Source organism: Vibrio gigantis (assembly GCF_024347515.1).
In the GTDB taxonomy this organism is placed as follows: Bacteria; Pseudomonadota; Gammaproteobacteria; order Enterobacterales; family Vibrionaceae; genus Vibrio; species Vibrio gigantis.
This window is the reverse complement of sequence record NZ_AP025492.1, coordinates 3,501,268-3,514,982: the sequence shown is the minus strand read 5'-3', so window position 1 is coordinate 3,514,982 and position 13,715 is coordinate 3,501,268. Positions and strand designations below refer to the sequence as shown.

Sequence of the window (13,715 nt, the reverse complement as noted above, 5' to 3'; positions counted from 1 at the left end):
CAAGGGGTTTTGATGGACTCAAAGAAATACCAAACGCTTGAATGAGTTTGAAGAGAACGAAAACAGCTTTCCGAATTTTAAAATTTGCTTGGCGACCATAGCATTGTGGACCCACCTGATTCCATGCCGAACTCAGAAGTGAAACACAATAGCGCCGATGGTAGTGTGGGGCTTCCCCATGTGAGAGTAGGACATCGCCAGGCTTTAAATTTGAACACTTGTCAGCGACGACAAGTATTCCACTGCGGAGTGGTAGTTCAGTTGGTTAGAATACCGGCCTGTCACGCCGGGGGTCGCGGGTTCGAGTCCCGTCCACTCCGCCACTTATTCGATAACCTCGCCTAGTGCGAGGTTTTTTCGAATCTGAAGTAATGAAATTTTTAGGGGTGTAGCTCCAATTGGCAGAGCAGCGGATTCCAAATCCGCGTGTTGGGAGTTCGAATCTCTCCACCCCTGCCATATACTAAAGCCTCAGCAGAAATGCTGGGGCTTTTTTACGTCTGTTGCTTCTGAAAAGTAATGTTTGGATAGCTAGGCGCCCCTGGCATATTTAAGGCTCCAGACTACGCGTCCCCGCAGAAAACTTGGAATCTTTTTGCTTTCTATTTATTCGATAATTCCTATCTTTAACAGAACTTAGCCTTAAAAGTGTAAGTGCTTACTTATCTCAGCTTCTTTTATAAATAACCGATAGCACAAACCACACTTCTTTATGAGAATTATTCTCAATATTTTGTTACATTTTGGTTGTTATTACTAAAAGGCAACAAATATGGATATTTCCCGTCGTAAGTTTATTCAATCATCTCTCGCTATATCTGCACTAACCGTCCTGCCGGCTTGTTCAATGAAGCAGTCTGTTGATGAGCAAGGAAAGTTCGTTTATGACTTAACTGCTGAGCCCTCAACTGCTGAGTTGGTAAAGGGGTTTAATACTAATGTTTTAGCCTTTAATGGACAGATTCCAGCGCCGATTATTCGCTGTCGACAAGGCGAAAAGGTAACGATCCGATTTACCAACAAGCTTTCAGAACCGACGACAATTCATTGGCATGGACTGAGAATTCCAATCGAAATGGACGGGGTTCCTTTCTTAAGTCAGCCTCCTATTATGCCCGGTGAAACGTTTGTCTATGAGTTTACCCCACCAGATGCGGGTACTTTTTGGTATCACCCACACATGAACAGCGTTAAACAACTGGGTATGGGCTTAGTCGGCCTTATTATTGTTGAAGAGAGCGCGCCAGTTCAGTTCGATGAAGAGCATGCTCTGATGCTTAAACATTGGCATATCGACAAACAAGGTCAGTGGAAAGACTTAATGATTCCCCGCCTCAGCGCTCGTATGGGCACGCCAGGAGAGTGGAGTAGCGTTAATGGAGTACATGAACCTATCTATCAATTGAAGCAGTATGCAACGACTAGGCTCCGTATCGCTAATGTTGATAACACGATTACCTATCCGATTGCTATTGAAGGGGCAGAAGCATGGGTCATTGGCATTGATGGTAACCCTGTAAAGACACCTTATAAGCTGACTCAATATAAAATTGGCCCAGGTATGCGTGTCGACCTTGGGCTGATTGCTCCTAAGGTGGGCGAGCAAGTGAGTGTCCTTCAAATGAAGGGGCGTTTTCCGTTCTCCTTGTGTGAGTTTGAGGTTGTAGATTCAACGTTAATAGAAGGCCAAACACTTCCTTCATTGCCTTTGAATCCCGTGCCTAACTTAGATCTCGCCAACGCAGAAGAAATCGATTTTGTGTTTGAGTGGGAAGGGGCGGTATCACCAGTATCTAAAGATGGTAAGTCCATGCCTAAATTTTGGCTTACTAATAAGCGAGCATGGGAGGGAATGAGCAAAGACAATATTCCAGAGCCGTTGGCGACTTTAGAGTTAGGTAAGACTTACATATTCGATCTTAAGAACGTCACTCAATATCATCACCCGATTCATATTCATGGTCATACATTTACTGTATTGGAACTTGATGGTAAAAAAATTGAAGAACCTTTCCATACCGATACAGTGTTACTTGGAAAAAACGGCCGAGCTAAAGCTGCATTTGTTGCAGACAACCCAGGACGTTGGATGTACCACTGTCATGTCATTGAGCACATGAAAACGGGACTAATGGGATATATTGAAGTTAAGTGACACCTGTAACGTTTAATTTTTGCGCATGCATTCTTAGTTTCTACCCTCGCTTTTATCGGCGGTAAAGCTAGAATATAGGGACTGTTATTTGGGAGGATTCATGGGTCAGCTATCTATTTTAGGTTTTATTGCCATTGGTGGCGCATTTGGTGCTTGTTCGCGCTATTTGATTTCAGAGTTATGTGTAGTGATGTTAGGGCGTGGCTTTCCTTACGGAACACTGACCGTTAACGTGATCGGCTCTTTGATTATGGGCTTGCTCATCGCCGCATTCGAAAATGAGATGGTTGCGACGGAGCCATGGAGACAGATCATTGGCCTCGGTTTCCTTGGAGCACTGACTACGTTCTCTACATTTTCGATGGATAACGTGCTTCTTATGCAGCAGGGCGCTTTCTTTAAGATGGGGCTTAATGTGTTGCTCAACGTGGTTCTCAGTATTTCAGCAGCATGGATCGGCTTCCAACTTTTGATAAAGTCTTAAAACTTTCTTACGATTTGTTAACAACTCGGCTTGGTTTATCCAAGCCGTTTTTATATACTCGATCGAACTTGTCGGAGTGCCATATGGCTGAGACCGTTAACTCGGGATCCGTTGAACCTGATCAGGCTAATACCTGCGAAGGGAACAAGAGTAGATATCTAACTAGAATCCTTCTAGAGATCTATCTCCAGATCACAACTGTATTTCTTACCGTGATCCCTCTTGTAGCATCTAATCCGTCAAGCATTTTTATCCCTATAAATAATGGCTAAAAGCCAAGGAAAAATGCTATGTCGAGTCGTAAACAAGCAAGACTGGAAGCGAAGAATTTCATTGATTCTTTATCCGTACAACCTTATCCAAATTCAAAAAAAGCTTACATCCAAGGATCTCGAGAAGATATCCAAGTCCCTGTGCGAGAAATATCACTCGCAGATAGCCTTGTCGGTGGCACCAAAAAAGAGCCTGTATTCGAATCTAATGAGCCTATTCATGTCTACGATACCTCCGGTGTTTATACCGATCCTACGCATGAAATAGACCTTTATAGCGGCCTTCCTAAGTTGCGAGAGCAATGGATTGAAGAGCGTGGCGATACGGAATTGCTCGATGATGTAAGCTCTGTTTACACCAAAGAACGTTTAGAAGATGAAACCTTAGACGACCTTCGTTACGGAAACCTGCCTAGAATTCGTCGTGCTACTGGCGACCAATGTGTAACTCAACTGCATTATGCTCGTCAGGGTATTATCACTCCTGAGATGGAGTATATTTCGATACGTGAGAACATGGGACGTCAGAAGTTTGCTGATGAACAACTTAATCACCAACACCCTGGCCATAACTTTGGCGCCAACCTACCTAAAGAAATCACCCCTGAGTTCGTGCGTAAAGAGGTTGCTGAAGGTCGAGCTATTATCCCTTCAAACATCAACCACCCAGAATCAGAGCCTATGATTATTGGTAGAAACTTCTTAGTGAAAGTGAACGCCAATATCGGTAACTCTTCAGTAAGCTCTTCAATTGAAGAAGAAGTTGAGAAGTTAGTATGGTCAACCCGCTGGGGTGGCGACACCGTAATGGACCTTTCTACTGGACGTAATATCCACGAGACTCGTGAATGGATCCTGCGTAACAGCCCTGTGCCGATTGGTACGGTTCCTATGTATCAAGCGCTTGAAAAAGTGAATGGCGTTGCAGAAGACCTAAACTGGGAAGTGATGCGCGATACCTTGATTGAACAAGCTGAGCAGGGTGTTGATTACTTCACTATCCATGCCGGTTTGCTGCTTCGTTACGTACCTATGACGGCTAAACGTGTGACTGGCATTGTCTCTCGTGGTGGATCTATTATCGCGAAATGGTGTCTTGCACATCATCAGGAAAGCTTCCTATACACACATTTCCGCGAGATCTGTGAGATCTGTGCGAAGTATGATGTTGCTCTTTCACTTGGTGATGGCTTGCGTCCAGGCTCTATTGCAGATGCTAACGATGAGGCTCAATTCTCGGAGTTACGCACTCTAGGTGAGTTGACTAAAGTGGCTTGGGAATATGACGTTCAGGTGATCATTGAAGGCCCTGGACATGTACCTATGCATCTTATTAAAGAGAACATGGACGAGCAGTTAGAGCACTGCCATGAAGCGCCTTTCTATACTTTAGGTCCACTGACTACAGATATTGCGCCGGGTTATGACCATATTACCTCTGGTATTGGTGCGGCGATGATTGGTTGGTACGGCTGTGCGATGCTTTGTTATGTAACGCCTAAAGAGCATTTAGGCTTGCCGAACAAAGAAGATGTGAAGACTGGCTTGATTACTTACAAGCTGGCAGCACATGCTGCAGACTTGGCAAAAGGGCACCCGGGCGCACAAATCCGAGATAATGCATTGTCTAAAGCACGTTTTGAATTCCGTTGGGAAGACCAATTTAATCTAGCTTTAGATCCGGAAACAGCACGTTCTTTCCACGATGAAACCCTGCCACAAGAGTCGGGCAAGGTTGCTCACTTCTGCTCTATGTGTGGTCCTAAGTTCTGCTCGATGAAGATTTCTCAAGAAGTTCGAGAGTACGCGAAAGACACAGAACAAGTAGCCGCTGATCAGGCTATTGAGATTAAGATGCTAGATAACCCGTTGGAGGGAATGCGTCAAAAATCACAAGAGTTCCGAGATACTGGCTCTGAACTTTATCACCCTGCAGTAGGCGCAAAAGAAGCTCAACTAGAGGAATAATGACAGTGAAGATTCTCATCCCATCTCAATACATCGAGTTAACGGGAGAGGTTCAAAACTGTCTATTGGTTGCTAAACGACAAGGTTTAGCAACTGATGCAGTTGAGTTGGGTGTTAGCCCAACTCGATACTTCTCTATCGTTGATGCTCAACAGGCACTATCTATTGGCTTTGTTGATGATGTTGATTCCTTAGCAGAGTGTCAGTTAGCGCAACTGAGCCATGTTGTTGATTACAGTAATTCAGCCGCGTTGACCGATGTTTGTGCTGCTTTGGCTCAAGCTTCGAACACCGTCTATATCGGAGTCTCCGATGATTCAGCTGTGTTAGATATCTGGTCACACTTAGATTCTAATCGAGCTATCAAGTGTGAAACTACAACTCATCAGGAGTTAGATAGTCGTGGCCACTTCGCTTGGTTACTTACTTTGTTGGCGCTAGAATTCCCATTAGAAGACGTATTGGTTGTGGCTCGCGCTGCATCGAATGTTTCACGTGGAACATGGCCAGGACACTATCAAAACTTTCCTATCCCTGTTCTAGAAGATGAACGACTGGATATAAGTGTCGGTTGGGCCAACCAAGGGACAGTACTTTCCTTCCCTGAGTTGAGCAAAAATAGCCTCGGCTTATATCCGGTTGTTGATGATGTTGAGTGGATAGAAAGGTTGCTTAAGCTTGGAATCAACACCGTCCAACTGCGTATTAAGAACCCTCAACAAGCCGACTTGGAGCAACAAGTTGCGCGATCTATCGAACTTGGTCGAGAATATAACGCTCAGGTTTTTATTAATGATTACTGGCAGCTTGCGCTCAAGCATGGTGCTTTTGGTGTACACCTTGGGCAAGAGGATATTGAAGAATCAAACCTTTCCCAACTGAGCCAAGCGGGTATTAAGATCGGTCTATCGACTCATGGTTATTATGAGTTGTTACGCATCGTCCAAATCAATCCAAGCTACATTGCACTAGGCCATATATTCCCGACCACGACGAAACAGATGCCCTCCAAGCCTCAAGGTTTGGTGCGTTTATCTCTGTACCAACAGCTAATTGATACCATCCCATACACAGAAGAACTTACTGGTTATCCGACGGTGGCTATTGGCGGTATTGACCAATCGACAGCTGCGCAGGTTTGGGATTGTGGTGTATCGAGCTTAGCGGTTGTACGCGCAATTACATTAGCGGAAGACCCACAGAAAGTGATCGAATTCTTCGATAAGCTGATGGCTCCTAGGTCTTCAATGACTAGTAAAGAGGTTATGCGGGAGCCTAGCTATGCTGAGTGACTTTGAGTTCATCCGTTACCAACGACAAATTGCACTACCTGAGGTTGGTGAGCAAGGGCAACGAAACCTGTTAAACAGCCATGTGTTGGTGATGGGTTGCGGTGGTTTAGGTAATGCGGCTTCTCTCTATCTCGCAGCTTCTGGTGTTGGAAGAATCGTGTTGGTCGATGATGACTGTGTTGATTCGTCCAACCTGCAGAGACAGGTAGCGTTTAAGGAAAGCCAATTAGGTTCACCTAAGGTCGAAGCACTCAAACAACAACTGAATGAGCTTAATGGTCGAGGCCAAGTAAGAACTATCAATCAACGAATGAGTGAAAGCCAACTTAAATTAGAAGTCATGTTGGCTGATCTCGTATTGGATTGTACTGACAATTTCGCGTCACGCCAGCAGGTTAACCGAGCTTGTTTCAAAGCTAATACACCTTTGATATCGGGTTCTGCAATCGGCTGGAGAGGTCAATTTATTGTCTTTGATTATCAGAACCGGCAGGGGTGTTATCACTGTCTTTTCCCGTTTGAACATCATCCACAAACAACGCGTTGTAGTGATAGCGGCATTATTGGTCCAGTGGTTGGAACGATAGGTAACCTCCAAGCTCTTGCTGCTATTCAGCGTATTAGCGGTGGCGAGTTTAAAGTCGCAACGCATCAGTTAAAACTGTTCGATGGCCAGACCATGAACTGGCAAAACCTAATGGTCACGCAAGATAGCGAATGTCCGGTTTGCAATACAACTGCGATCCAACACCTACAAGAAGAAGCACAATGAGCCACATAACTATTTCTATAAACGAGCAACCAGAGCAGGTCGCGCAATCATCGTCTCTTTCAGACATCATCCAAGCACTATCGCTACCTGATTTAGGGTGTGTGTTTGCTATCAATAACGCGGTTGTCCCACGCAGCCAGTGGCAACAAACCATCGTTAATGAAGGCGATTCTATCTCTCTTTTCCAAGCTATTGCAGGGGGCTAACCATGTTAAGCATCGCAGATAAAACGTTTCAATCACGTCTGTTCACGGGAACCGGCAAATTTGCAAACAAGCATTTGATGGCGAGTGCTATTGAAGCTTCCGGTTCTCAACTGGCAACCATGGCACTAAAGAGAGTCGATATTCGTTCTGAGCAAGATGATATTTTACAGCCAATTATTGATGCTGGCGTTAATCTACTTCCGAATACCTCTGGTGCGAAGAACGCTAAGGATGCAATTTTCGCCGCACACTTGGCTCGTGAAGCATTAGGTACTAACTGGCTAAAGCTTGAGATTCACCCAGATCCAAAGTACTTGATGCCAGACCCAATCGAGACACTTAATGCTGCTGAGCAACTAGTGAAAGATGGCTTTGTTGTGTTGCCTTATTGCCACGCCGACCCTGTTTTGTGTAAACGCTTAGAAGAGGTAGGCTGCGCCGCTGTGATGCCATTAGGTGCTCCGATTGGTTCTAATAAGGGAATCGCGTCAGCAGACTTCCTAGAGATCATTATCGACCAAGCGAACGTTCCTGTGATTGTTGATGCTGGCATTGGTGCACCATCACATGCTGCTCGTGCAATGGAAATGGGCGCGGACGCTGTTCTAGTTAATACTGCGATTGCTGCTTCTCAACAGCCTGTTGATATGGCGATTGCCTTTAAGCTGGCAGTTGAAGCTGGTCGAATGGCTTACCTTGCTGGGCTAGCAGGTCAGGTATCTCACGCGGTTGCTTCAAGCCCGCTCACCTCATTCCTAGACGAGTAGTATTGCTATGACGTTTGTTGATCGATTTAAACAGCTCAACTGGGATGACATTGGTATGTCTATCTTCAGCAAAACTGCAACGGATGTTGAACGTGCTCTGAGTAAACCCAAACGTGACTTAGAAGATTTTAAGGCTTTAATTTCTCCGGCTGCAGAACCTTACTTAGAGCAGATGGCACAACGATCGTTGGCACTAACACGTAAGCGGTTCGGTAATACGATCTCGCTGTATATTCCTTTGTACTTATCGAACTTGTGTGCGAATGCGTGTACCTATTGTGGCTTCTCAATGGAGAACCGCATTAAGCGTCGCACACTAACCTTGGATGAAATTGATGCCGAAAGCGCGGCCATCAAAAAGATGAAATTCGATAGTGTATTGTTGGTGACCGGCGAACACGAAACTAAGGTTGGAATGAAATACTTCCGTGAGGTGCTACCGAATATCAAAGCGCAATTTAACTATCTTGCGATGGAAGTTCAGCCGCTTGATCAAGACGACTACGCCGAGCTCAAAACGCTTGGCTTAGATGCTGTGATGGTTTATCAAGAAACATATAGCCCAAGTACCTACGCTGAGCACCACTTGCGTGGCAATAAAATGGATTTTGAATACCGGCTCGAAACGCCAGATCGTTTGGCAAAAGCGGGTATTGATAAGATAGGTATTGGTGCTTTGATTGGCCTGGAAGATTGGCGAACTGACTGCTTCTTCGTGGCAGCTCATTTAGACTACCTTGAACGTACGTATTGGCAAACGCGTTACTCGATTTCGTTCCCACGCCTTCGTCCTTGTGAGGGTGGTTTGCAACCTAAATCGATTATGAGTGATAAACAATTGGTGCAACTTATCTGTGCTTATCGACTATTAAACCCAGAGGTTGAGTTGTCTCTTTCGACGCGTGAATCTGCAACGTTCCGCGATAACGTGTTGCCGTTAGGTATCACTAGCATGTCTGCCGCGTCAAAAACTCAACCGGGCGGTTATGCTTCGGGTGAGGAAGAGCTTGAGCAGTTTGAGATAAGTGATGAGAGAAGTGCGGCTGATGTTGAGACTATGATTCGTCACAGAGGCTTCGACCCGGTATGGCGAGATTGGCACAGCGCTTACTCAGGCTAACTAACATCTTGTTTGATGTTCCACGTGAAACATCTGTGATGTGAAATCGACAAACAAAAACGGCTACCTAAAGGTAGCCGTTTTAATATCTAACTGAGCCAACTAGTTTTGGCTCAGTTACCTACCTAGCAAGGTATTAAGCGTGAACCAATGGGGTTGTTGATTCGCGTAGCCATTCTAACGTGTCACCTTCAACTAGTGGGCTAACATCATTCCATACTTTTTGGTGGTAATCGTTCAGCCATGCAAGCTCAGGTCGTGTCAGTAGATCGACGTTGATGTTGCGCTTATCGATAGGGCAACGTGTTAGCGATTCAAACGTTAGTACTGAGAAGTCACCTTGAGTTGGAAGCTCAACAACCAATTCTAGGTTCTCGATACGAATACCAAATTCATCGGCACGGTAGTAACCCGGCTCGTTTGATAACACCATGCCTTCAACAAGAGGTACGTCGATCAGCTTCTTAGAGATGCTTTGTGGGCCTTCATGAACACTCAGGAAGTGACCAACACCGTGACCAGTACCGTGGTCATAGTCGAAGCCTTCTGCCCATAAGTGCTGACGCGCTAGGATATCAAGTTGGAAACCACGAGTACCTTGTGGGAAACGCGCACGTGCAATACCAATGTGGCCTTTAAGCGCTAATGTGAATTGCTGAATCATTTCGTCGCTTGGCTGGCCAATCGCAATAGTACGAGTGATGTCGGTTGTGCCATCTAAATACTGACCGCCTGAATCGACTAGGTACAGAGTATTCATCTCTAACTGACCTGGCTCAGGTTGGTTCTCATGATTGTAGTGACACATAGCTGCGTTGCCGCCTGCTGCTGAAATCGTGTCAAAACTTAAGTCCATCAATGTTGGATCTTGCTCGCGGAATGACTGTACTTTGTCTGCTAATACCGCTTCGTTATGCAGGTTACCTTGCGCGACTTCTGCATCAATCCAAGATAGGAATTTTGCCATCGCCACGCCATCACGGATGTGACATGCTTTCATGCCTGCAATTTCAGTTTCGTTCTTCGCAGCTTTTGGCATTAGGCATGGGTCTGCTGCTTCAATAATATGAGCGCCAGCGTTTTGTAGAACAAGCGTATACCAAGCATTGCTTGTGCCTGAATCAACTGACACATTCTTACCCTCTAAAGATTGAAGGCGAGCTTCAAGTTCTGATGGGTGAGAAACACGAATACCATTACCAACGTGCGCTTCAAAGCCTGCAGGGATACGAGCTGGATCTAAGAAGAAATCGACACTTTCATCGGCGTGAATGATGGCATTAGATAACACGACTGGTAGACGAGATACGTCTAAACCACGAATGTTGAGTAACCAGCAGATTGAATCCAGTTCGGTAAGGATAGCGGCATCAGCACCTTTCGCTTTTAGTAGACCTGCAATTTCTGCACGTTTGCTTTCACTTGATTGGCCAACGGCGTCTGTTGCCATGAGGCGAACATCAGATACAACTGGTGTAGGGCGAGTAGACCAAAGCTCATCAATCGGGTTTGCTGTTAATGTGGTAAGTTCTACTTTATCAGCCAGTTTAGCTTGTGCGCCTTTCAACCAAGCGGCTGTGTGCATACGTGGGTCAAACGCAACTTTACTGCCTTGCGCTAGTGAATTGATGATCCAATCTAAAGCTGGTTCTTCAATAAGGTGGCGATACTCAAATAGCTCACCAGGTACTTGTTTGCGAACCTGAACGGTATAGCGACCATCAACAAAAATAGCCGCGTTTTCACGTGTGATAACAGCCGCACCTGCAGAACCAGTGAAACCGGTTAGCCAGTGAAGTCGCTCGTTATGAGCTGGAACGTATTCACCTAGGTATTCATCTTCGTGTGGAATGATAACAGCATCTAGGTGGTTTGCTTCAAGCCAAGCTCGAACCGCAGTAACGCGTTCCGCAGTGATATTGTGCATCTGTGTTTATCCTTATTGTTAGGATCCTTGTTAACACTCACAGTAGATATACATGCGAGGGGACTTATTAGGTCAATAAGCTAGCGCTTTTGTTCGTTTGCTGCAAACGCTGTACGCCATTTTTATCTAAGGTGCAGAGTTTTTTCTTTGATGATATCTCGCAACCAAGTTAACGCTGGGTCATTTTCTCTATCACGGTGCCAAAATAGAGTGTATGCCATCGGCGGAAATTCCATTGGTAGAGGGACAACGACTAAGTCGAGTTGCTTGGCAACAAGGTAGGTGAAGTGACTTGGTGCCGTAAATACAAAGTCAGTGTAGGTACACAGGCTAGCCGCACTGTTGAAGTCGGGAACAGAAATAGCGATATCACGTTGGTGACCAAGGTCGGCAAGCTTATAGTCGAGTAACCAACGGTCGTTGCCATCGCACCTCACTTGTACATGACGCTGTGCAAGGTAGGTTTCCAGATCCCATTTACCGCTCAGAGCAGGGTGGTTTCGTCTTAATACACACATCTGTGCATCACGGTAGATCTCCTGTTCGCAAATATCATCTGGCGGCAGCATGGTTAAACGCGCGTCGTTGATGTCGATGTCTTTACCTGTGAGTCCGATATCGAGCTCACCTAGCTGCAGTTTCTTAAAGGTTTGCTCCGTCCAAGCGTGGGTGTTGATATTCACTTTAGGGGCTTGTCGAAATATAGCCGGTAAGAAGTGGGGAAGAATCAGCGGGTACACACTTTCAACAGCCGCAATGTGAAAACTGTGGTCACTGTTGTTGGGAATGAACGTCTCTGGTTGGGTGAGCACATCAAGTTGATTGATCAGCGTTTCTAATCGAGGCTTGAGAAATAAAGCCTTTGGTGTTGGTCGCAAGCCATGTGCACTTCTTGTGAAAAGGGGGTCATTAAATTGCTCACGAAGTTTGGCTAATGACTTACTCACGGCTGACTGGCTTAGGCACAATCGATGCGCAGTGCGAGTAACACTCAACTCTTCCATTAGCACCTGCAAGCAAACTAATAGGTTGAGGTCGAGGCGCGAAAGTTTCTCGATATTCATATGAGTTTCCTATTTGGAATAATGCTAATGAGTATATGCCATTTTTGTTCATATCTTTAGTTGGTTATTATGCACCTAAATTAACTCATTCGGAGAATCTTGTGCCTTCTAACGCGCTTCCAACCCCTAGTAAACTGCAGGTTGCTTTATTGGCAATGCTGGTTCTATTTAGCCCTTTGGCTATTGATATCTACCTACCAGCTCTGCCACAAATTTCGACAGCGTTTCACGTGGAACATGCACTAGCACAAGATACGATTACTTGGTTTTTATTTGCCATGGGTGTCGGCCAACTATTTGCCGGCCCTTTGGCTGATAAGCTAGGACGTCGAACCGTTGCATTGGGAGGTGTTAGTATCTATGCATTGAGTGCTTGCTTGGCGTGGGCAGCTCAATCGATTGATATGATGCTAATAGCTCGGCTGCTACAAGGCTTAGGAGCTTGTGCGACTTCTGTAGCTGCCTTTGCAACGGTTCGCGATCTATTTGGCCCAGAGAAGAGTGGCCGAATGATCAGCTACCTCAATGGTGCGATCTGTTTTATCCCTGCGTTGGCACCGATTCTTGGCGCTTGGTTAACTCATCAATTTGGCTGGCGTTCGAACTTCAGCTTTATGGCTGGTTTCGCGGTAGTCGTTGGCAGCATCTTATTCTTCCAAATGAAAGAATCTAACCCGGCGACAGAGAAGGTTGCTGTGTTCAAACTGGAGCGTTACTGGTCAGTACTGAAAACACCATCATTCCTTTTCCATGCAACCTTGTGTTTGATGGCGATGGCGGTAATTCTTGCTTATGTTACCTCAGCACCGGTTGTGTTGATGGAGAACCTAGGTTTGACGATGAACGAGTTTACCTTCTGGTTTGGTATTAACGCTGCTATCAACATCACTGCTGCATTCACAGCGCCGAAGTTTATGGACCGTTTTGGTACTTACAAGGCATTGGTTGTTGGTATCTCGACGCTGGGCTTAGCGGGTGTGATTATGTTGGTGCTTGCTGAGCACGCGACTCCAATCGCATTCATGCTACCGATCTTCTTATCGTCGGTTGGGTTTGCTTGGATTCTTGGTGCTGCAGCTGGTAAAGCTCTAGAACCTTTCGGTGACCGTGCGGGTACAGCGGCTGCGCTGCTTGGCCTATTCCAAATGAGTGGTTCAGGACTTCTTGTGGGTACCATGCAACGTCTTGATTTAACGTCGCAAGTGATGATCGCTCTGCAAATGTTCCTGATAGTTCCTGCGCTATTAGTGCTTGCGAGCAAAGCGGGTAAGTCTTGGCACGCGACGTTTGCTAAGGCATAAGTTACAAGGGTGACAAAATATACAAATGGCAGTTTTCGAAACGTTAAAACATGGTATATTTGTCACTCATTGAAACGTTAGTACCCAACGGAAAATACTGTAATGTCATTAACAACCTACGAAATGGCGCGCGTCTTAGAACAAATGGAAGATGCACCTGAAAAGGTCATGTTTGGTAAACTGCTTAAAGAACTAGGCAACCAAAGTGAAGAGCGTATTCGCAGTGCGGCAAAACAAGTTCCAATCGATACTTTACGAGATATCATTTACCAGTTTCAGCGCGTGGTAGAGTCTCGTAAAGGTGAGCAGGTTCAGCTACTAGCAAAAGAGCTAGCCGAGCAAGGCATCTCTGCTGAAGAGCTACAAGCTTTTCTAAATAAGTAAGCT

The 13,715-nt window shown here is 45.6% G+C and carries 12 protein-coding genes, 2 tRNA genes, 1 rRNA gene and 1 riboswitch; of the genes, 13 read left to right on the top strand and 2 right to left on the bottom strand.

What is annotated here, in order from left to right:
* Positions 1 to 87 precede the first annotated feature (87 nt).
* The 11 genes from rrf (at position 88) to thiH (ending at position 9,036) form a co-directional block, all read left to right on the top strand.
* A 5S ribosomal RNA gene (gene rrf / locus OCV56_RS15830) occupies positions 88 to 203 on the top strand.
* 43 nt (positions 204 to 246) lie between these two features.
* A tRNA-Asp gene (locus tag OCV56_RS15825) sits at positions 247 to 323 on the top strand.
* Positions 324 to 382: 59 nt separating this feature from the next.
* Positions 383 to 459, top strand: a tRNA-Trp gene (locus OCV56_RS15820).
* Positions 460 to 772: 313 nt separating this feature from the next.
* Positions 773 to 2,155 carry a multicopper oxidase family protein gene (locus OCV56_RS15815; protein WP_086715404.1) on the top strand — a complete coding sequence of 461 codons (1,383 nt, stop codon included), beginning with the start codon at positions 773 to 775 and terminating at the stop codon, positions 2,153 to 2,155.
* Positions 2,156 to 2,255: 100 nt separating this feature from the next.
* Positions 2,256 to 2,639, top strand: coding sequence for a fluoride efflux transporter CrcB (crcB, locus tag OCV56_RS15810; protein WP_004736665.1), 384 nt, complete (start codon positions 2,256 to 2,258; stop codon positions 2,637 to 2,639).
* Positions 2,640 to 2,701: 62 nt separating this feature from the next.
* A riboswitch (TPP riboswitch) is annotated at positions 2,702 to 2,800 on the top strand.
* A 129-nt stretch (positions 2,801 to 2,929) separates the two neighbouring features.
* On the top strand, positions 2,930 to 4,879 hold the full coding sequence (gene thiC, locus OCV56_RS15805) for a phosphomethylpyrimidine synthase ThiC (protein ID WP_086715407.1): 1,950 nt from the start codon (positions 2,930 to 2,932) through the stop codon (positions 4,877 to 4,879).
* Positions 4,879 to 6,171 (top strand): thiamine phosphate synthase, encoded by a 1,293-nt coding sequence (locus OCV56_RS15800; RefSeq protein WP_086715409.1) that lies wholly within the window; start codon positions 4,879 to 4,881, stop codon positions 6,169 to 6,171. The genes thiC and OCV56_RS15800 overlap by 1 nt, the downstream gene beginning before the upstream one ends.
* A complete protein-coding gene (locus OCV56_RS15795; RefSeq protein WP_086715413.1) occupies positions 6,161 to 6,943 on the top strand; it encodes a HesA/MoeB/ThiF family protein in 783 nt (260 codons plus the stop codon). Before OCV56_RS15800 ends, OCV56_RS15795 begins: the two co-directional genes overlap by 11 nt.
* Positions 6,940 to 7,149, top strand: coding sequence for a sulfur carrier protein ThiS (gene thiS / locus OCV56_RS15790; RefSeq protein WP_019820040.1), 210 nt, complete (start codon positions 6,940 to 6,942; stop codon positions 7,147 to 7,149). The genes OCV56_RS15795 and thiS overlap by 4 nt, the downstream gene beginning before the upstream one ends.
* A 2-nt stretch (positions 7,150 to 7,151) precedes the next feature.
* Positions 7,152 to 7,916, top strand: a complete 765-nt coding sequence (locus OCV56_RS15785; protein ID WP_086715415.1) for a thiazole synthase — start codon at positions 7,152 to 7,154, stop codon at positions 7,914 to 7,916.
* A gap of 7 nt (positions 7,917 to 7,923) precedes the next feature.
* Entirely contained in the window at positions 7,924 to 9,036 is a 1,113-nt protein-coding gene (gene thiH / locus OCV56_RS15780) for a 2-iminoacetate synthase ThiH (RefSeq protein WP_086715417.1), read from the top strand.
* Between the two features lie 136 nt (positions 9,037 to 9,172).
* Here the strand turns inward: thiH and OCV56_RS15775 are convergent, their stop codons facing one another.
* Complete coding sequence (locus OCV56_RS15775; RefSeq protein WP_086715419.1) at positions 9,173 to 10,963, bottom strand: aminopeptidase P family protein; 1,791 nt, start codon at positions 10,961 to 10,963, stop codon at positions 9,173 to 9,175.
* Positions 10,964 to 11,085: 122 nt separating this feature from the next.
* Positions 11,086 to 12,027, bottom strand: a complete 942-nt coding sequence (locus tag OCV56_RS15770; protein ID WP_086715421.1) for a LysR family transcriptional regulator — start codon at positions 12,025 to 12,027, stop codon at positions 11,086 to 11,088.
* Positions 12,028 to 12,128: 101 nt separating this feature from the next.
* Here OCV56_RS15770 and OCV56_RS15765 point away from each other — a divergent pair, with 101 nt between their 5' ends.
* Complete coding sequence (locus tag OCV56_RS15765) at positions 12,129 to 13,328, top strand: multidrug effflux MFS transporter (protein WP_206192966.1); 1,200 nt, start codon at positions 12,129 to 12,131, stop codon at positions 13,326 to 13,328.
* A 102-nt stretch (positions 13,329 to 13,430) separates the two neighbouring features.
* The gene (tsrA, locus tag OCV56_RS15760) at positions 13,431 to 13,712 is read left to right on the top strand and encodes an H-NS-like global regulator TsrA (protein ID WP_009848181.1); all 282 of its coding nucleotides are present in this window, start codon (positions 13,431 to 13,433) and stop codon (positions 13,710 to 13,712) included.
* The last annotated feature ends 3 nt before the right edge of the window (positions 13,713 to 13,715 follow it).